The organism is Variovorax monticola (assembly GCF_051216855.1).
Lineage (GTDB): Bacteria > Pseudomonadota > Gammaproteobacteria > Burkholderiales > Burkholderiaceae_C > Variovorax.
This window is the reverse complement of the sequence record NZ_JBPJZP010000004.1, coordinates 282,879-302,304: the sequence shown is the minus strand read 5'-3', so window position 1 is coordinate 302,304 and position 19,426 is coordinate 282,879. Positions and strand designations below refer to the sequence as shown.

16 protein-coding genes are annotated in these 19,426 nt (G+C 66.8%); 8 read left to right on the top strand and 8 right to left on the bottom strand.

What is annotated here, in order from left to right:
* Window positions 1-5 precede the first annotated feature (5 nt).
* Entirely contained in the window at window positions 6-326 is a 321-nt protein-coding gene (locus ACSFA5_RS16005) for a DUF2934 domain-containing protein (protein WP_435445025.1), read from the bottom strand.
* Window positions 327-476: 150 nt separating this feature from the next.
* Between ACSFA5_RS16005 and ACSFA5_RS16000 the strand changes: the two genes are divergently transcribed.
* On the top strand, window positions 477-2,912 hold the full coding sequence (locus ACSFA5_RS16000; RefSeq protein ID WP_435445024.1) for a catalase: 2,436 nt from the start codon (window positions 477-479) through the stop codon (window positions 2,910-2,912).
* A gap of 100 nt (window positions 2,913-3,012) precedes the next feature.
* Here the strand turns inward: ACSFA5_RS16000 and ACSFA5_RS15995 are convergent, their stop codons facing one another.
* Window positions 3,013-3,630, bottom strand: coding sequence for a L,D-transpeptidase (locus tag ACSFA5_RS15995; protein WP_435445023.1), 618 nt, complete (start codon window positions 3,628-3,630; stop codon window positions 3,013-3,015).
* A 9-nt stretch (window positions 3,631-3,639) separates the two neighbouring features.
* On the bottom strand, window positions 3,640-3,975 hold the full coding sequence (locus ACSFA5_RS15990; RefSeq protein WP_435445022.1) for a proteophosphoglycan ppg4: 336 nt from the start codon (window positions 3,973-3,975) through the stop codon (window positions 3,640-3,642).
* Between the two features lie 251 nt (window positions 3,976-4,226).
* On the opposite strand from ACSFA5_RS15990, the gene ACSFA5_RS15985 reads away from it, so the two are divergent.
* Both ACSFA5_RS15985 and ACSFA5_RS15980 read left to right on the top strand, forming a co-directional pair.
* Window positions 4,227-5,333: an alpha/beta hydrolase gene (locus tag ACSFA5_RS15985; protein ID WP_435445021.1), complete on the top strand. Its 1,107-nt coding sequence runs from the start codon at window positions 4,227-4,229 to the stop codon at window positions 5,331-5,333.
* Between the two features lie 101 nt (window positions 5,334-5,434).
* Window positions 5,435-6,256, top strand: coding sequence for an alpha/beta fold hydrolase (locus ACSFA5_RS15980; RefSeq protein WP_435445020.1), 822 nt, complete (start codon window positions 5,435-5,437; stop codon window positions 6,254-6,256).
* Here the strand turns inward: ACSFA5_RS15980 and ACSFA5_RS15975 are convergent.
* Window positions 6,233-6,871, bottom strand: coding sequence for an RNA polymerase sigma factor (locus ACSFA5_RS15975; protein WP_435445019.1), 639 nt, complete (start codon window positions 6,869-6,871; stop codon window positions 6,233-6,235). The two genes, ACSFA5_RS15980 and ACSFA5_RS15975, sit on opposite strands and share 24 nt — an antisense overlap.
* Window positions 6,872-7,744: 873 nt before the next feature.
* On the opposite strand from ACSFA5_RS15975, the gene ACSFA5_RS15970 reads away from it, so the two are divergent.
* Complete coding sequence (locus tag ACSFA5_RS15970) at window positions 7,745-8,677, top strand: beta-1,6-N-acetylglucosaminyltransferase (protein WP_435445018.1); 933 nt, start codon at window positions 7,745-7,747, stop codon at window positions 8,675-8,677.
* 351 nt (window positions 8,678-9,028) lie between these two features.
* Here ACSFA5_RS15970 and ACSFA5_RS15965 read toward each other — a convergent pair whose 3' ends face one another.
* The gene (locus ACSFA5_RS15965; protein WP_435445017.1) at window positions 9,029-10,411 is read right to left on the bottom strand and encodes an NHL repeat-containing protein; all 1,383 of its coding nucleotides are present in this window, start codon (window positions 10,409-10,411) and stop codon (window positions 9,029-9,031) included.
* A 234-nt stretch (window positions 10,412-10,645) separates the two neighbouring features.
* Here ACSFA5_RS15965 and ACSFA5_RS15960 point away from each other — a divergent pair, with 234 nt between their 5' ends.
* Window positions 10,646-11,038 (top strand): carboxymuconolactone decarboxylase family protein, encoded by a 393-nt coding sequence (locus tag ACSFA5_RS15960; protein ID WP_435445016.1) that lies wholly within the window; start codon window positions 10,646-10,648, stop codon window positions 11,036-11,038.
* A gap of 21 nt (window positions 11,039-11,059) precedes the next feature.
* Here ACSFA5_RS15960 and putA read toward each other — a convergent pair whose 3' ends face one another.
* A complete protein-coding gene (putA, locus tag ACSFA5_RS15955) occupies window positions 11,060-14,797 on the bottom strand; it encodes a trifunctional transcriptional regulator/proline dehydrogenase/L-glutamate gamma-semialdehyde dehydrogenase (RefSeq protein WP_435445015.1) in 3,738 nt (1,245 codons plus the stop codon).
* Window positions 14,798-14,953: 156 nt separating this feature from the next.
* Between putA and ACSFA5_RS15950 the strand changes: the two genes are divergently transcribed.
* Genes ACSFA5_RS15950 through ACSFA5_RS15940 form a run of 3 tightly spaced genes read left to right on the top strand, consistent with a single transcriptional unit; the run spans window position 14,954 to window position 17,198 of the window.
* Window positions 14,954-15,991, top strand: coding sequence for a hypothetical protein (locus ACSFA5_RS15950; RefSeq protein WP_435445014.1), 1,038 nt, complete (start codon window positions 14,954-14,956; stop codon window positions 15,989-15,991).
* A gap of 56 nt (window positions 15,992-16,047) precedes the next feature.
* Window positions 16,048-16,659, top strand: coding sequence for a helix-turn-helix domain-containing protein (locus ACSFA5_RS15945; protein ID WP_435445013.1), 612 nt, complete (start codon window positions 16,048-16,050; stop codon window positions 16,657-16,659).
* Window positions 16,656-17,198 carry a GNAT family N-acetyltransferase gene (locus tag ACSFA5_RS15940; protein WP_435445012.1) on the top strand — a complete coding sequence of 181 codons (543 nt, stop codon included), beginning with the start codon at window positions 16,656-16,658 and terminating at the stop codon, window positions 17,196-17,198. The genes ACSFA5_RS15945 and ACSFA5_RS15940 overlap by 4 nt, the downstream gene beginning before the upstream one ends.
* Window positions 17,199-17,204: 6 nt before the next feature.
* On the opposite strand, the gene ACSFA5_RS15935 is transcribed toward ACSFA5_RS15940, so the two are convergent.
* On the bottom strand, window positions 17,205-18,338 hold the full coding sequence (locus ACSFA5_RS15935; RefSeq protein ID WP_435445011.1) for an NADH:flavin oxidoreductase/NADH oxidase: 1,134 nt from the start codon (window positions 18,336-18,338) through the stop codon (window positions 17,205-17,207).
* A complete protein-coding gene (locus tag ACSFA5_RS15930) occupies window positions 18,335-19,318 on the bottom strand; it encodes a DMT family transporter (protein WP_435445010.1) in 984 nt (327 codons plus the stop codon). The genes ACSFA5_RS15935 and ACSFA5_RS15930 overlap by 4 nt, the downstream gene beginning before the upstream one ends.
* Window positions 19,319-19,426: the final 108 nt, after the last annotated feature.

Below are 19,426 nucleotides of genomic sequence, written 5' to 3'. Positions count from 1 at the left end.
GAAGTTCAGGAGCCGCGCTGCCGATCGACCTCGGCCTCGGCTTCGAGCCAGTCGTCCGCCGCGCTGCCGGGCGCGCCGCCGCGGCGCTGGTAGGCCTGGTACGCGGCATGGCGAATCGCTTCTTCGCGCGACGGTGTCTTGGCCGATTCGGCAGCGTCGGCGGCCTCAGCCACATGTGCCTTCTGCTCGGCTTCGCCGGGGAAGCCATGCGCCTTGTTGGTCTCGCGCCCCATGCCGCTGCCTTCGGCAAAGCTGTCCTGACCGACTGCCCGGTTCTGGTCGATGTTGACCGGTGACATCTGCTTGCGGCTTGCGCTCTGCTTCATGGGGGCTCCTTGAAAGATTCTGATCGGGCCAGACTGGACAACGTGCGGAAGGCGGCACGTCAGCGCACATGCGCTGCGTCATGCGGTGGCCTCCTACAGCGACGGCACAGTGCCGTACACAGCATCGCCGGCTTACTTCAAGAGGGCACCATGGCCAAAAAGACTCCTGCTATCGCGGCATCCAGCGCAGCCGGCATCGATGCGGCGCGCGCCGCCGCACGCAACACCGACAGCGGGCCGGCGAGTCCCGCACCTGCGGACGCAGGCAAAGGCGACGCACCCGCGCAGAAAGCCATCGACACCCAGGCGCTCGCCAGCGGCATGCCGGCGAACGACAACAAACCGTTGGAGTACGGCGAGGCCAACGCAGGCGCCACGCCGGCCGGCGTGACCGTGACGCCGCCGTCGCGGCTGCCCGGTGCGAGCACGCTGTCGGAACAGAACAGCTCCGAGAAAACAGGCACGGTGGCACCCGAGGGCGTCAATGCCACCATCGGCACGCTCGACCGCGTGCGCGTGGACTCGAGCGGGCAGGTGCTCACCACCAACCAGGGCGTGGCTGTTGCCGACAACCAGAATTCGCTGAAGGCCGGTGCGCGCGGCCCCGCGCTGCTCGAGGACTTCGTGCTGCGCGAGAAGATCACGCACTTCGACCATGAGCGCATTCCAGAGCGCATCGTGCACGCGCGCGGCTCGGGCGCGCACGGCTTCTTCGAGGCCTACGAACCGCTCACGAAGTACACCAAGGCCGCGCCCTTTAAGGAAGCCGGCAAGATCACGCCGGTGTTCGTGCGCTTTTCCACCGTGGCCGGTGAGCGAGGCTCGAAGGACACTGCGCGCGACGTGCGCGGCTTCGCTGTCAAGTTCTACACCGACGAAGGCAACTGGGACCTGGTGGGCAACAACATGCCGGTGTTCTTCATTCAGGACGCCATCAAGTTCCCCGACCTCGTGCACGCGGTGAAGCCGGAGCCCCATCACCAGATGCCGCAGGCCGCCAGCGCGCACGACACTTTCTGGGACTTCGTGTCGCTGATGCCCGAGTCGACCCACATGCTCATGTGGCAGATGTCGGACCGTGCCATTCCGCGCAGCTACCGCATGATGCAGGGCTTCGGCGTGCACACCTTCCGCCTGGTCAACGAGGCGGGCGAGAGCTTTCTGGTCAAGTTCCATTGGCAGCCCAAGCTGGGCACGCACTCGCTGGTGTGGGAAGAGGCGGTGAAGATTTCGGGCGCCGATCCGGACTACCACCGTCGCGACCTGTGGGAAGCCATCGATGCGGGCGAATACCCCGAATGGGAGCTGGGGCTGCAGATTTTCACTGAAGAGCAGGCCGAGCAGTTCAGCTTCGACATCCTCGACGCGACCAAGCTCATTCCCGAAGAACTGGTGCCGGTGCAGATCGTGGGGCGCATGGTGCTCAACCGCAACCCCGACAACTTCTTCGCCGAAACGGAGCAGGTGGCCTTCTGCACCGCGCACATCGTGCCGGGGCTCGACTTCACCAACGACCCGTTGCTGGCAGGGCGCATTCATTCGTACGTCGACACGCAGATCAGCCGCCTGGGCGGGCCGAACTTTCACGAGCTGCCGATCAACGCGCCTATTGCGCAGGTGCACAACAACCAGCGCGACGGCATGCACCGCCAGGCGATCAACCGGGGCCGCGTGGCCTACGAGCCGAATTCGCTGGCCGGCGGCTGCCCGTTTCAAGCCGGTGCGGCGCAGGGCTTCACCAGCATCGCGAGGCGGCTCGACGCCAAGGAAAGCGCGGACAAGGTGCGCATCAAGCCCGAGAAGTTCGCCGACCACTACACGCAGGCCCGGCTCTTCTTCGAGAGCCAGACCACGGTGGAACAGGCGCATATCGGCAACGCGTTTCGCTTCGAGCTCTCCAAGGTCACGGTGCCGGCCATTCGCGAGCGCGTGGTGGCCAGCTTGCTGAATGCGTCGCCCGAACTGGCGCAGCGGCTGGCGCAGGACCTGGGCATGGAACTGCCTGCTCCGCTGCCCAAGGCACTGGAGACACCGGCGGCACCGGAGGTCGAGCAATCGCCAGCGCTGTCGCTGATGGCCCGGCCCGGCGACGGCGGCATCCGCACGCGCAAGGTGGCCGTGCTGGTGGCCAACGGTGTCGAAGGCACGTCGTTGCAGAAGCTGGTGTCGGCGCTGGTGGCCGAGGGTGCGGTGCCGCGGCTGGTCGGTGCGCGGCTCGGTACGTGCGTTGGCGCGGGCGGCGAGAAATTCGCGGTCGATGCGACGATGGAGAATTCGCCCGGCTTCCTGTTCGATGCGCTGGTGCTGCCCGATGGCGCGCAGGCGGTGGAGGCGCTCGACGCCGACGCGCACACGATGGAGTTCTTGCGCGACCAGTACTGGCACTGCAAGACCATCCTGGCACTGGGCGCTTCGGAAGCACTGCTGGCCGAGGCGCAGATCCCGATGACGATGCCGGACGGTTCGGCGGACCCGGGGCTCATCCTGGCCGATGCCGGTGGCGCCGGTGAAGCCATCGAGGCCTTCATCGCGGCCATGGGCGCCCATCGGCACTTCGGTCGCGAGAACGATCCGCCCCAGGCCTGAGGTACGAAGGGAACGCCGCCTCGCGCGGCGTGCCGTCAACGATTCGATGGTCTTTGCAGCGGTGAACCCGCTGCTTTTTTTCGACCCGCCCGAGCGGCGATCACGGGAAGTTGAAAAGCGGCTTGCCCGCCGTGGTCGTCTCGGGCAGTACATAGACCACACCCTGTCGATGGCCCAGCGCCGGCTTCACATAGGCATCGTAAAAAGCCGCCGGCACGTTGATGCAGCCGAAGGTAATCCGGTTGTCGTCGGGCGTGGGGGTGGCAAGGCGCTCCAGCCGACGTTCGGCCTTCACGTTGGGGCGCACGCGGTGCATCGACACGGCCGCGTCGTAGTCGACCCACACGATGTCTTCGCCAGACAGGTTGCGCCCGGGCTCGCTGGCGAAGCGGCCCGCCGGCGTGGTGCGTTCGTCGGGCCGGATCTCGGACATCTTTCGCTCACCGATGCCCGGCACCGATGCATCGCCGTGTGCCAGGCCCAGCAACACCGGCGACGAACCCAGCAGCACACCGTCGCCCTTGAACACGAACACGCGCGCCAGTTGCTTGTCGACGACCGCGAACGGCCCCGACCTGTTGTCGTTGGCGGCCACCGCCGCGTGGGCGAGCCGCTGCGCATCGCCCTGGGCCGCGCCGCTGGCCAGGGGAGCCAGCAGCACACCGGCCAGGGCGGTGCACCATGCAGCGCGGGCGTACATCGACGCGCCTCGGCTCATGCGCGTCGGTCAGTTGCGGTCGGCGCGCGCCGGACGCATCGACTGGGTGGACGCCATGGCGTTCGTGTCGTTGGTGCTGCCGGTGCTCATGCTGCCAGAGCTACCCGAGCTGTTCGAACTGCTCATGCCCGAGTTGCCGGAGCCTTGCGTGCCACCGCTCATGCTCGAGCCCGAGTTGTTCTGCGTCGTCGTGCCGGTTGTGCCCATGGGGCCGCCGGTGGGGTTCTGCGTGCCGGCCGCGGTGGCGGGGTTCGGCGAGGACGTGTTGGGCGGCGTGCCCTGTGCCAAAGCGGCGCCGGAAGCGGCGAGTGCCAGTGCGGCGATGAGGGTGGATGTCTTGATCATGCTGAATCTCCTGAAGGGTCGAGGGACGGATGCTTCGATGCTTCCGCGATGCCGGCCGAAACCCGACCGGTTCCGCACCTTTCGGCTGGGCCCAACGGGTTCGCGTGGGTGGTTGGCGGGCCACCTCGTAGGAGAGCATGAGATGTCCATCACATGGCATGTTCCTACACATGGTCCGGACAAGTCCGGTCAGCTTGGCGTCATCAACCCCAATGGAATGAATCGATCAACAACACCTTCAGGATCTGGTCATGAGCAAAATCTTCCTTTCCGTCTCGCCGCGTCGGCCCTCCCTGCAGGCAGCGGCTGCGTGCGCCGTGGCGATTTCCGTTTCTGCATTCGTACCGCTTGCGCAGGCTGCCGACACCATGAGTACGACCGGCACCAAGTTCAAGGCAGACGGCGACATGCAGATGGTGCTGACCGAGTTGGCAGGCCTCGGAGGCAAACCGATCGAGACGCTGACCCCTGAAGAAGCTCGCAAGCAGCCCACGCCGACGGATGCGGTAATGGCCGTGCTCAAGAAGCAGGGCAAGGACACGTCACCGACCGCGCTGGTGCCTGGCGTCACAAGCATCGACACCGAAGTTGGAGGTGCCGTGGGCAAGCTGCCGGCGCGCGTCTACACGCCCGATGGTGCGGGCCCGTTCCCGGTCGTCGTGTATTTTCACGGCGGCGGCTGGGTGATTGCCGACAAGCAGGTGTACGACGGCGGCGCGCGTGCCCTGGCCAAGCAGGCCAATGCGATCGTGGTCTCGGTCGATTACCGCCTATCGCCCGAAGCGAAATTTCCTGCTGCGTGGGACGACGCGCTCGCCTCGTACAAGTGGGTGTCCGAGAACGCCGCCTCCATGAAGGGCGACCCGAAGCGCATGGCGCTGGCCGGTGAAAGCGCGGGCGGCAATCTCGCGGTGTCGACGGCCGTCGCTGTGCGCGATGCCGGCCTGCAAATGCCTACTCACGTGCTCGCCGTGTACCCGGTCGCTCAAACTGGCGATCTCAACACCAAGTCCTATGTCGACAGCGCAACCGCCAAACCGCTCAACAAGCCGATGATCGGCTGGTTCGTTGACAAGCTTCTGGCCAAGCCTGAAGACAAGGCGAACCCACGCCTGGACATCGTGCATGCCGACCTGAAGGGTCTGCCGCCGGTGACGATCATCAATGCGCAAATCGACCCGTTGCGCGAGGACGGTGCCATGTTGCAAAGCGCGCTCAAGAAGGCCGGGGTGAAGGTCGACCGCAAGATCTACTCCGGCGTGACGCACGAATTCTTTGGGATGGGCGCGGTCGTCATGAAGGCCAGGGACGCCGAGAAGATGGGCGGCAAAGCGCTGCAAGCTTCATTCAAGAAGTGACTTGAGCTCGGTCATCGGAGCCGCCAGGTTTCCCACGGCTGCGTGTCAGCACTGCGCATCCGGACAAGTTCGCGATTTGGTTCCAACAGAAGGTTTATTCCATGAAGATGAATCATCTGCGGTCGGGCACAGGCAAGCCGCTGTTGCTCATCCACGGGCTGGGCGGCAGCGCCCGATCCTGGTCCACCATCTGGGAACCACTCGCTGCACGCCACGACGTCATTGCCGTCGACTTGCCCGGCTTCGGCGCCACGCCAGCCTTGCGCGGTGAAACTTCGATTCGCTCGCTGTGCGATGCAGTCACTTCGTTCATCGACATGCAGGGCCTGCGCGGCGTGGACGCAGTCGGCAGTTCGATGGGCGCCCGGCTCGTGCTCGAGTTGGCGCGCCGCGGCGGCGTACTGGGATCTGTCGTTTCCCTCGATCCCGGAGGCTTCTGGCGCGGCTGGGAGCGCCACGCCTTCTTCTCCTCGATCTGGCTCTCGATTCGCGCCGTGCGCATGTTGCAGCCGCTCATGCCGGCCATCGCCGCCAACAAGGTTGCACGCACCCTGCTGCTGGCGCAGTTTTCCAGAAGGCCTTGGGCGCTCGATCCCGCCGTCGTCCTTGACGAAATGCGCAGCTATGCGCGCGCACTCTCCTTTGACGAGTTGCTGCGTCACCTGGCTTATGGCGAAGAACAGGAAGGCGCTCCCCGCGGCAGCATCGATGCACCGCTCGTGATCGGCTGGGGCCGCCAGGACAAGGTCTGTTTGCCACGCCAGGCGAAGCGTGCACTGTCCCTGTTTCCCGATGCGCAAATGCACTGGTTCGAACGATGCGGCCACTTCCCGCATTGGGATGCTCCGCATGAAACCGCGCAGCTCATTCTCGACACGTTCTCACGGCAGGTGGCTTCGTCAACGACCATGACGTCGGGTTAGGCCATGCGCATCGGCGCGGCCGACAACCGCTGGCGACCCGCCGCCTTCATTCATGTCCAGCCGGAGTTTCGCAAGGCCATGCCGGATGGAGGATTTCACTGTCCCGACGGGCAACTCATGCATTCGTGCAATTTCGGCGTGTGTCAAACCCTGCAAGAAGGCCAAGAAAATCAAGCTGCGCTGCCTTTGAGGCAAGCGAGTCAGACTCTCGTGAAGAGCAAGCACCTCTTCGCGGATCTCAGCCGCATCCATGGGGTCTGTCGAGTTGGTCTGGCATTCTTCAGACGGCGTCAACTCATCGAACTCGTCAGTCAGAGGGCCTCGTTTGGACGTGTGCTTGCGCATTGCATCAAGCGCCCGGCTTTTCACAATCATCGCCAGCCAGGCGGAGGGCGGACTCATGCAGCTTTGATAGCTTGCGGCGGTTTTCCAGATGGTGATGAAACACTCCTGTAGTGCGTCTTCTGCCGACTCGCGCTGCCGAACAACGCGCATGGCAAGAGCGAAGAGCTTGGAGGATGTGCGCTCGTAAAGAAGTCGAAAAGCCAGTTCCTCCTTGTCACCGATGCGCAGGAGCAGGTCGATCAGGCCGGCGTTCGGGTCGGACTCGTTCATGCGATGAGCTTCGACTCAGGCCACGAGGTCGAGTCTGCGCGTGGCGTCAATGCGTTCACCCGCCCAGGCATGACGTACTCGCGCTCACAGGATTCGGTCCAATGCCAGCGGAGTTCCGGTACCGAGCTCGCTTGGCTATCGTCTTCATTTGAATCTCCGGAGATAGTGGGAGTTACGTTGTCGGGAGTCGTCGTCATCCAGTCGGCATACCTGAATCGCCCCCCAATTCGTGGAGGCTGATGAGTCCAAGTCAAACCACGATGTCGGTGGCTTGATTGGCGAGCCGCCCGGCCTCGCCCAACCGCTCGCAGCACCGGCTGGATGCGTATTGCGAACCGATTCAAAGCGTTTGTCTGATCAGTAAAACTGCATCCGCAAATTACGCTTGGAAGGCAGTCGGCTTGTAAGCGGTTTGCATGCCGAGGCGTAGTCTTTTCCCCTGTTACGTGGCGCTCCACTTTGCAAGTGCATCGATTTCAGATAGAGCGGCTGGGAATGGTGCAGTTCGCAATGGGGTACCCGCCCCTCTTGTTAAAGGGCGCCACTGGCGAGATACTTTTATTTCCGAAACTAGGAGTGGCATGGCACTCGAGCGTTTGCGTTGGAGTTGCTGCGCTGTTTGAACGAGCGGGGTGCAGCAGCAGAAGTTATCGAGGCACGGCTGCGCCATTGGTGCGCGCTCCATGAAAAAGGAAGATGAGTTTCCAATGTTGCAAATCCACGCACAGGCCACAGGGGGCTGTTTTCGCATACGGAATTTGCATCTGTTCGAGGACGACGCATGGGGGCAGGTTTGAGCGCACGCGTGATCGCGACGCCAAGCTGCGCGGGTGAGACGAGAAATGCAGTTGCGCTGCGACCTTAGGGCGAAAAATGACCCCAGTCTTCCTTTTGCTGGTCCACAGCGACCCCACGCACGTCAAGCGATTGCTCCGACTGCTCCTGTCGGTTGGCCGGTGCGTGGTGCATGTGGACGCCAAGGTCGACGAGTTCGCTTTCAAGGTCGAGAGTCCGAATGTCGTTTACGTGGAGGACCGGGTTGATGTGCGCTGGGGCGCCATCTCACAGGTCGATGGCACGCTGAGCCTGATGCGCACTGCGCTCCGTCGCTTTGAGGCAGCAAGCGTCAGTCACTTCGTGCTCCTTTCGGGAAGTTGCTATCCCGTGCGAGCACTCGAGGAATTTCGCTCGTTCTCACAGTCGAACTCGTCTACCAATTTCATCAAAACCATCCCTTTGGCAGGCACGCGCAAGCTGAGCCAGCGAACGCGCCATTTTTGGTTTTATGAAGACCTCCCGGTTGATGGCCGGAAGGTGTCGTTGACGCGCCTTTTGCGCGGTTTGTTGCAATTCGCGGGAAAGCTGGGACGCCGTTCGTTCGCTCTATTTCCGCGGTGGTATTTCGGCTCGCAGTGGTGGGCGTTGACCCCTGCTGCAGTCGACTATCTCGCCAGCTACCCGCACGAGGCGGTCGTAAAGCGGTTTCTCCGGTACTCGAAAGCGCCGGACGAAATCTACTTCCACACTTTGATTGCCAATTCGCCGCTTCAGCGTGGCGCCGAGTCTGTAAGCGGTGAGGGTGTCTGGGACGCATCGAATCTGCATCTGATCGACCCCTCGTTGTCCCGCTGGTTTCAGGCATGGGACTACGACGAAATCGTGAATTCCGGCCGCTGGTTTGTTCGCAAAGTTGGCACAACGATGTCCAGCGAGCTGTGTGATCGACTCGACGTCATCCAAGACCTGGATCAACGGCTCGGAAGCGCGCGTATGACGCCGCAGGTACACGCCGCGTCGTCGACCTGATCCTGTCGTTCCAACATCAACGCAGGCTCCTATGGCGCCGAGCGCGTGGAACCTTGATGCAGGTCACTGGAGGCCTCGCATCTTGCGGCCCCTTCTACTTGGCCAGCAGCGTTTTCATGGAGTGAGCTTGTCTGCGACATTGATGGCAAGGAACACCATCGACGCGCGCGCAAGGTGCCAGCCGGCATGGTCCGGCATCGATGTGATGGCCTCGCGGTCGACCGCGGCGCACCGGTGCGGTTTTTTTCGCCGGTGGTCTTGCCGCGGGTTTCTTTGCCGGCGCGGCCGCCTGCGCTTCCTGCACGCGGCGACGCGCTCGGCGCACGTCGCCGCAGCGCGCCGCAGCACGCATCAGGGCGCCTGAACCGGCGTGACCTTGCGGATCAAATTGCCGTAGGTGTCGGCGACATACAGCGTGCCCGCTGCGTTGATCGTGAGCCCTTGCGGCTGATTGAACGTGGCAGCCGCGCCGATGCCGTCCTGCCCACCCATAACACCCTTTTGGCCGGCGAGCGTGGAGACCACCCCTGCCGGTGTGATCCTGCGCAACAGGCTGGTCCCGAAATCGGCCACGTAGACATTGCCGTCCGCATCGACAGCCACGCCACGGGGATCGGAGAAAGTCGCGGAGCTCCCGGGTCCATCGGCGGCACCGGCCGTCCCCGTCCCTGCAAGGGTCGTGACCACCCCGGTGGGGGTGATCTTGCGAATTCGATGGTTGCTGCTGTCGGCGACGTAGAGGTTGCCCGACGCATCGATGGCAATGTTGTAGCCGCTCCCGAATTTCGCGGCGGTTCCCGTGCCGTTGGCAAAGCCCTGCGGGCTGCTGCCGGCCAGCGTGATGACATCGCCGGCCGGGTTGATCTTGCGAACGACGCCGCCGCCATACTCCAGAACGTACAGATTGCCGGCAGCATCCACGGCCACCGACACGGGCTTGCTGAAGGTGGCGCCGATTCCGTTGCCATCGGTCGTGCTGTTCGTGCCATTGCCCGCCACCGTGGTCACATCGGCCGCCGGTGTGATCTTGCGGATTCGATGGCCTCCGGCGTCCGCGACGAAGGCGTTGCCGGTCGCGTCCACGGTGAGGCTGGCGAGGTCTTCGAACGATGCTTTTGTGCCGTTGGCGTTCACCGTCGCAAAGCCTCCGTCGCCGGCAAACGTGGTGACGTCGGCGTCGGGCGAAATCTTGCGCACGATATTGTTTCCCCAGTCACCGATGAGCAGGCCACCATCCTTGGTGAGGGCGATGCCGTAAGGCAGGAAAAACGATGCGGCCGTACCCTTGCCGTCGGTGGTGCCAGAGGAGCCGGTGCCGGCGAGCGTCTCGACCTTGGCCGCCGCGGCCGAGCAGGCCACCGTCACGTCGCTCACGTCGGCCGAGGCCGTGCCGGTGTCCTTGGTGACGGTGCAGAACTGCCACAGGGGTTGCGTACGGACGCTGACCTTGTAGCCCGAGCCCTCGACCAGGGTCGTTGCAAAGGTGAACTTGCCATCGGCCGACAGCTTGAGGTCGTCGCCGGCATTGTTTTGCAGCACCAGATGGCCGGCAAGGCCGGTGACCGTGCCGCCAATGGAGTGATTCACGACCGGCGGGACGGTGGCCGGAGGGTTCGCTGCGACCACCGGCAGAAAACCACCCCCCCCTCCACCCCCGCCGCACGACGCCACCAAAATGACCGCGCCGGCCACGGCGCCCATTCGCGCGACCGAACTTGCTTGACTGAGAAACATCTTGACCCCTCTTTATGGTTGTATGACCCGACAAAAAGAAACCCCCAGCCGACAGGCGTGCAGGGGGTTTCTAAATGTCGATTGTTGTTAACAATCGTGTCATCGGTATCCCCAGAATTCGGTATTTTTCGCGGTCGGACATGAACATCGACCTGTCGCCCGCGCCGTCGGGCGACACGGCCTGAGCGCGCCCGCGCCGGACAATCGGACATCGCAGCTCAAAGGAGACCTTCAGTGAAGCCCCAACCCATCGAGTACGCGGCCGCCTCCGACGAAGTCAAGGCCGTCTTCGACGACATCAAGACCGCGCGCAACGTGCCCGACGTCAACAACTTCTGGAAGTACTTGGCCAACGACCCGGCCACGCTCAGGCGCACCTGGGCCAGCCTGAAGGAGGTGATGGCGCCCGGCGCGCTCGACCCGGTCGTGAAGGAAATGGTCTACCTCGCCGTGAGCGTGACCAACAACTGCGGCTACTGCATCGCCAGCCACCACGCGGGCGCGGAAAAGGCCGGCATGACGCCGGCCATGTTCGCCGAGCTGATGGGCGTGGTCGGCATGGCCAACGAGACCAACCGGCTCGTCAACGGCTACCGCGTGCCGATCGATCCGGCGTTCGACAAATAACGGTCAAAGCCGGCCCGGCGCTCAGCCGATCGTCATCAGGCTCGCGTTGCCGCCGGCCGCCGCGGTGTTGATGCTCAGCGCGCGCTCCACCACCAGGCTTTCGAGCGGAATGCCGGTGTCGCCCGGTGCGAAGGCGCGCACGCCCACGATGGGCCCCGGCCGCGCGGCTAGGCGCTGCATCACGACCGACAGGCCTTGCGCGCCGCCGTGGTACAGCGCGGCGTCGAACACCACCGTGTCCGACGTCCAGTCGTTCGCAACGGCCACGCACTGCCGCACCTCGGCCGGCAGCGAGGCGAGCAGGCCCTGCGTGGCACCCACATCGGCGGGCCAGATCGCGCTGCTGCCCACCGACAGCACGGCAGCCAGTTGCGTCAACCGGTCCGCCTCGTCGCCGGCCAGGCACAGCACCGCCTCGCGCGGCACCAGCGTGTAGACGTTGCGCTCGCCGGTCGGGCTGGTCAGCGTGCGCGAACTGCCCGCGCGCGACTGCCCCGCAAAGCGCGCGCACTGCGCGGCCAGCGCGGTGCGATCGTTCGCATCCGCCCAGCGAGAAAGCGCGGCCAACGCAGCCCTCGGCGCAGGCGCGTCGCCCGGCACCGCGTGCGCCATCGCATCGCTCGGCCGTGTCGACAGCATGCGCAGCATGTACAGCGGCCCGCCGGCCTTCGGCCCCGTGCCCGACAGCCCTTCGCCGCCGAAGGGCTGCACGCCCACCACCGCGCCGACGATGTTGCGGTTCACGTACACGTTGCCCGCCTTCGCGTGTTCGACGACCTGCGTGATGGTCTCGTCGATGCGCGTGTGAACGCCCAGCGTGAGCCCGTAGCCCGTGCCGTTGATCTGCCCGATCAGCGCGCCCAGGTCGCGGCGGCGGTAGCGCACCAGGTGCAGCACCGGGCCGAACACCTCGCGCTGCAGTTCGGCGATGCTGTTCAGCTCGATCAGCGTGGGCATCACGTAGGTGCCGTGGCGCATGTCGTGCGCGTACTCGCGGCCCTGGCGAAAGACCTTGTGGCCTTTCTCGCGCATGGCTTCGATGTGGCGCTCGATGCCGTCGCGTGCTTCGGCGTCGATCACCGGCCCCACGTCCACCGCCAGCCGCGCGGGGTTGCCGATGCAGGCTTCGGCCATCGCGCCCTCGAGCATTTCCACCAGCCGGTCGGCCGCCTCTTCCTGCACGCACAGCACGCGCAGCGCCGAGCAGCGCTGGCCGGCGCTGTCGAAGGCCGACGCCATGACGTCGATGACGACCTGTTCCACCAGCGCGGACGAGTCCACGACCATCGCGTTCTGCCCGCCGGTCTCGGCGATGAGCGGCACGGGCGCGCCGTGCGCACCCAGGCGCTGCGAGAGCGTCTTCTGCAGCAGGCGAGCGACTTCCGTCGAGCCGGTGAACATCACGCCCTGCACGCGCGCGTCCGCCACCAGCGCTGCCCCCACGGTCTCGCCCCGGCCGGGCAGCAGTTGCACCGCGGCGCGCGGCACGCCGGCCTCCCACAGCACGCGCACCGCCTCGGCCGCCACCAGCGGTGTCTGCTCCGCAGGCTTGGCCAGCACCGGGTTGCCGGCCGCGAGCGCGGCGGCCACCTGGCCGGTGAAGATCGCCAGCGGAAAGTTCCACGGGCTGATGCACACCATCGGGCCGAGCGCGCAGTGCGTGTCGTTGGAGAAATCGTCGCGCGCCTGCGCCGCATAGAAGCGCAGGAAGTCGACCGCCTCGCGCACCTCGGCGATGGCGTTGGCAAAGGTCTTTCCGGCCTCGCGCGCCAGCAGGCCGAGCAGGCGGGGCATGCGTTGTTCGAGCAGGCCCGCCGCGCGGTCGAGCAGGGCGGCGCGTTCCGTGGGCGGCGTTGCGGCCCATGAAGCGGCGATGCCTTGCGCCTGCGCGATGGCGCGTTCGACATCGGCGAGCGTGGCTTCCTGCACGCGGCCCACCACGTCGCGATGGTCCGCCGGGTTCAGCACTTCGGCCCCGTCGCGAGCGTCGTCCGGGCGGATGCCAGGTTCGGCGAGAAGGGGCGAGGCGTGCCAGCGCGCATCGGCGCTGTCGCTCAACGCCTGGCCCAGCGCACGCAAGCTGTCGTCGTTCGCCAGGTCGAGCCCGCGCGAGTTGTCGCGCTGCGCGCCGTACAGCGCCACCGGCAGCGCAATGGCCGGGTGCGGCAGGCCGATGGCGCCTTCGAGCGCGCCCATGCGCTCCACCGTCGCCACGGGGTCTTCCACCAGCACATCGAGCGAAATCGTCGGGTCCGCGATGCGGTTCACGAACGAGGTGTTGGCGCCGTTCTCCAGCAGCCGGCGCACCAGGTAGGCCAGCAGCGTCTCGTGCGTGCCCACGGGCGCGTAGATGCGGCACGGCCGGCCCAGCGGCCCCACCACCTGCTCGTACAGCGGCTCGCCCATGCCGTGCAGGCACTGGAACTCGTACTGCCCCGGCACGTAGCGCGCAGGGTCGGCCATCGTGTAGATCGCAGCGAGCGTGTGCGCGTTGTGCGTGGCGAACTGCGGGTACACCGCTTCGGGCGCGGCCAGCAGTCGGCGGGCGCAGGCCAGGTACGACACGTCGGTGTAGGCCTTGCGGGTGTAGACCGGGTAGCCGTCCAGCCCGTCGACCTGCGCGCGCTTGATCTCGCTGTCCCAGTAGGCGCCCTTCACCAGCCGCACCATCAGCCGGTGCCGGCTGCGCCGTGCCAGGTCGACCACGAAGTCGATCACGTGCGGGCAGCGCTTCTGGTACGCCTGGATCACGAAGCCGATGCCGTTCCAGCCCGCCAGCGCCGGCTCGAAGCACAGACGCTCCAGCAGGTCGAGCGAGAGTTCGAGCCGGTCGGCTTCTTCCGCGTCGATGTTCAGGCCGATGTCGTACTGCTGTGCCAGCAGCGTGAGTTCGCGCAGCACCGGGTACAGCTCGGCCATCACGCGCGCATGTTGCGCGCGGCTGTAGCGCGGGTGCAGCGCCGAGAGCTTGATCGAGATGCCCGGGCCTTCGTACACGCCGCGCCCCGCCGAGGCCTTGCCGATGGCGTGGATGGCGTCTTCGTAGGCCACGCGATAGCGCCTGGCGTCGTGCGCGGTGAGCGCCGCTTCGCCCAGCATGTCGTACGAGTAGCGAAAGCCCTGCGCCTCGAGTTCGCGCGCATGGCCCAGCGCCTGCGCAATGGTTTCTCCGGTGACGAACTGCTCGCCCATCATGCGCATCGCCATGTCCACGCCCTTGCGGATCAGCGGCTCGCCGCCCTTGCCGATGAGGCGCGTGAGCACGCTCGACAAGCCCGTTTCGCTGTGCGTCGCCACCAGCTTGCCGGTCAGCAGCAGGCCCCAGGTGGCGGCGTTGACGAAAACCGAGGGGCTGCGCCCCGCATGCGACTGCCACTGGCCGTGCGCGATCTTGTCGCGGATGAGCGCGTTGCGCGTTTCGGCGTCGGGAATGCGCAGCAGCGCCTCGGCCAGGCACATCAGCGCCACGCCTTCCTGCGACGACAGCGCGTATTCCTGCAGCAGGCCCTGCACGAGGCCGGCGCGTCCGCTCGCGTTCTTGCGGTTGCGCAGCTGCGCGGCAATGCGGTGCGCAAGCGCGTGCGCCTGCGCGGCCAGGTCGGCCGGCAGGCGGGCCTGCGCGAGCAGCGGCGACAGCGCCTCGGGCTCGGCGCGCCGGCAGGCGGCGGTGATGGCGGCGCGCAGCGCCGAGGGCTCGGCCAGGCCGTCCGCGAACGCCGTGAAGGAAGAGGGCAGGGGGTCGGCGCTGAAAGTGCTCATGAGAGGGGCTCGGGCTGGTGAGATGCTGAATGATCTGCGTCTTGTTGCTGAATTTGTGTTCGAAGATTCGGCTCATCACAGAATAAAAAACCAGCTCCGGTTGCGCGGGAGAATCCAGCTTTCACCGTGCGAACGCCAATGTCAGGGGAGTTCTTGATGAACAGATGGTCTTGCCTGGTGGCTGCGTGCCTTGCGCTGGGGGCGGCGCATGCGGCGGCCGAGCCCTCCGGTTGCGCCGCGTCGGCCAAGCCCGATTGCTACCGCGCCTTCCAGCCGCCCGGCGCCGAAGGCACGCTGAACTACTTCGCGTCGCTGGTGCCCGCACCCGTACCGGGCAATGCGGCCGGGCCCACCCAGGCGCTCATCGCCCTGCACGGCCATCCGCGCGATGCCGCCAAGACCTTCGATGCGGCGCTGCAGGCCGTGCGCAACGCCGGCGCGCTCGCCGACACGCTGGTCGTCGCGCCGGTGTTCCAGGTCGCCGCGGACAAGGCCGCGAAGTGCAGCGCGCCGGGCGTGCCGGCGGCGCAGGCCGGCGACCTGCTGTGGACCTGCGCCTCGTGGCTCGAAGGCGGCCGCGCGGACAACGGCGCGCGCATCACCTCCTTCGCGGCCATGGACGCGCTGGTGGCCGAGCTCGCGCGGCGCTGGCCCAGCCTGCGCACCGTCACCATCGCGGGCTTCTCGGCCGGGGCGCAGATGGTGCAGCACTACATCGGCTTCGCAGACCAGGAGCGCGCCGGCGCGGCCTCGGTCGCGGTGCGCTATGTGGTCGCCGACCCCGGCACCTGGCTCTACTTCGACGCCTGGCGCCCGCAACCGCCGGCCGACGGCACCTGCCCCGGCGTGAACCGCTGGAAGTACGGCACCGACGGGTTGCCCGCCGACCTCGGGCGCAGCGCCGCGCAGGCGCGCCAGCGCTATGCCGCCGCCGACATCGGCTACCTCGAAGGCGCGCTCGACAGCAGCGAGGCCAAGGGCACGTACTACGGCATCCTCGACAAGTCGTGCGCGGCCGCCGCGCAGGGCCCGTACCGCATGCAGCGCGGCCTGGCCTATGCGCAGTACGACCGCACGATGCTCGCACCCGACAAGCGGCGCGAGGTCGTGGTGGTGCCGGGCTGCGCGCACGACGTGGCCTGCGTGTTTCCGTCGGAGGCGGCGCGCGCCGCCTTGCTCGGCCCTTCGCGCTGAAGGCGCATCACTGACCGCTTGACTCTATTTCCGTTGTATTGGATATTCCATCCAATATGACAGAAATAGAAACGCCACCCTCCCTGAACGACCGCATCGCGCAGCGCGTGCGCGACCTGCGTGCCGCGCGCGGCCTGTCGCTCGACGCACTGGCCACGCACTGCGGCGTGAGCCGCTCGATGATCTCGCTGATCGAGCGCGGCGAAAGCAGCCCCACCGCCGTGCTGCTGGAGAAGCTGGCCACCGGCCTGGGCGTGTCGCTGGCCTCGCTGTTCGACGCACCGGCGCCCGCAGCCGCGCCCGAACCCGTCTCCCGAGCTGCCGACCAGTTGCAGTGGCGCGACCCGCATTCCGGCTATGTGCGAAGGAACGTCTCGCCCGGCGGCTTCGCGTCGCCGATCCAGGTCGTCGAGGTGCTGTTTCCGCCCAAGGCCCGCGTGGCCTACGAAACGGCGGCGCGCGAGCCCGTCATCCACCAGCAGGTGTGGGTGCTCGACGGCGTCATCGAACTCACCGTGGGCGAAGAGCGCCACCGCCTTGCCACGGGCGACTGCCTGGCGATGGTGCTCGACCGCCCCACGAGCTACTACAACCCTTCGCGCAAGACCACGCGCTACGCCGTCGTGATCGCGACGGTGGCGACAGCACTTTCTTACCCAGCGAGATGAACATGACGACGACCGATACCCCCCGCATCCACCTTCTGCAAAGCGTGACGGATGCGCAAATGCAAGGCCTGGCCGATGTGCTGAAAGACTGCGTCGAGGGCGGCGCCTCGGTCAGCTTCATGCTGCCGCTGGCGAATGACCGCGCGCTCGCGTTCTGGCGCCAGGTGGCCGGCGGCGTGGCGCTCGGCGAGCGTGCATTGCTGGTGGCCGAGGACGAAGAAGGCATCGTGGGCACCGTGCAGGTGGTGCTGGCGCAGCCCGAGAACCAGCCGCACCGCGCCGACGTCTCCAAGATGCTGGTGCACCGCCGCGCGCGGCGCCGGGGCATCGGCGCGCTGCTGATGCAGGCCGCCGAAGCCGCGGCGCGCGAGCGCGGCAAGACGCTGCTGGTGCTCGACACCTCGAGCGCCGAGGCCGAGCGGTTGTATGTGCGCAGCGGGTGGACGCGCGTGGGCACGGTGCCCGGCTTCGCGTTGCTGCCCGAAGGCGGGCCGTGCGCCACCACCTTCTTCTATCGCGCGCTGGCCGCCGGGCGGTGAACCGCTTCAGCGCGCCCCGAAGCTCGCGTTCTCGAACAGGTCCTTGAACTCGCGCGGCTGCGAGCGCCAGTACTGCGGCGGCGCGGCCACGTGCGCGCCCAGTTCTGCGGCCGCATGCCATGGCCAGCGCGGGTCGTAGAGCATCGCGCGGGCCAGCGACACCGCGTCGGCCTGTGCGTTGGCGAGGATGGCTTCGGCGTGCGCCGGTTCGGTGATCAGTCCCACGGCGATGGTCGGCAGCCCGACCTCGGCCTTCACGCGTTCGGCGAACGGCACCTGGTAGCCCGCGCCCAGCGGAATGGCCTGCTGCGGCGACACCCCGCCGCTGGACACATGGATGGCCGCGCAGCCGCGCGCCTTGAGCGCCAGCCCGAACGCCACCGTGCTGTCGAGGTCCCAGCCGCCGGGCACCCAGTCGCTGGCCGACACGCGCACCCACACGGGCCTGTCGGCCGGGAACACCTCGCGCACCGCGTCGAACACCTCGAGCGGAAAGCGCAGGCGGTTCTCCAGGCTGCCGCCGTACGCGTCGGTGCGGTGGTTGGCGATGGGCGACAGGAACTGGTGCAGCAGGTAGCCGTGCGCCGCGTGGATCTCCAGGCCGTCCAGCCCCAGCCGCGCCGCACGCTTAGCCGCCGCCACGAAGGCATTGCGCACACGGGCGAGGCCGGCCGCATCGAGCGCGGTGGGCGGGTCTTCGCCGGGCGAATGCGGCACGGCCGAGGGGGCGAAAGACTGCCAGCTGCCCGCCTCGGTCAGGGGAATCTGCTTGCCACCGTTCCACGGCGCGCGGCTGGATGCCTTGCGCCCCGCGTGGCCCAGCTGCATGGCGATCTTGATGGGCGAATGCGCGCGCATCGCATGCAGCACGCGCGCCAGGCCTTGTTCGTTCGCGTCGGAATACAGGCCCAGGTCGCCGGGCGAGATGCGCCCTTCGGCCTCCACCGCCGTCGCCTCGACGATGAGCAGCCCCGCGCCCGAGAGCGCCAGGCTGCCGAGGTGAATCAGGTGCCAGTCGCCCGGCGTGCCCTCGGTGGCGGAGTACTGGCACATCGGCGCGATGACGATGCGGTTGTCGATCTGCAGGTTGCCGAGCCGCAGGGGCTCGAACAGAAGGGGCTTGCTGGCGCTGTTGCTCATGACGATGCGGCTCCGCAGGTGCTGTAGTTGCGCGGATTCTGCGGGGTCTGCGCGATCCGTGCCGGGGCCGGCGCGGAAGCCTTGCGGCTCAGGGCGGTATGGATCAGCAGCGCGCCGACCACCATCGCCATGCCCACCGCTTCGTTCAGCGTGGGCAGCCGCCCCATCGCCGCGCTCATGAGCAGCGCCGACACCGGCACGAAGTTGATGAAGGCCGTGCCCGTCACCGCGCCCAGCGTGCGCACGCCGTAGTTGAAAGCCAGCACCGCGATGGCCGAAGACACCAGCCCGACATACAGCAGCGCCTGCCACGACAGGCGCAGGCCTTCCATGCTCGGCGCATGCGTCCAGCCCAGCAGCGTGCCGATGACCGCCACGCCCAGCAGCAGCGGCCACGAGGCCAGTACCGTGAGCGCGGTGTACTCGATCACGTCGAGCTCCGGAAAGCGCGTGGTGCCCCGCGTGTACCAGACCCAGCCCAGCGTGCCGACAAAGGCCACCGCGTCGCCGAAGAGCGTCGATTCGCCGGCCTGCGGCGTGCCGAACACCAGCCCCGAAACGATGGCCACGCCCAGCAGCGACAGCGCAGTGACCATCAGCGTCGAGCGGGTCGGCCGCACGCCGTCGAGCGCCCAGCGCAGCAGCTGCGTGGTCATGGGCGTGGTGGCCATGATGACCGCGCCGTGCGAGGGCACCGAGTGCGCCAGGCCCGCCAGCAGCATCACGCTGAAGATGCCGAAGCCCGCGAACCCGCGCAGCGCCAGCGGCCCGGCATGCCGGCGCAGCTTGCGCCACGGTGCGGCGCCGCGCGGAAGAATGAGCAGCACGAACAGCAGCGCGGACATGCTGTAGCGAATGAGCGTGAACCACGCCGGCTCGACGTGGTGCAGCACGCCCTTGCTGACCAGGAACATGCCACCCCACCCGGAGGTGGCGAGCAGCAGCGCGGCGATGCCGAGCAGACGTTGGCGATGGAACATGGAACAAGCCTCTTGCAATGAATCGATGTCCCGAGAATCGGGGCTGGGGGCTGCGAATGCCATTCGCTTCTTTGGACGGGGGCCTCCAAAAAAGCGAACAGACCGAAA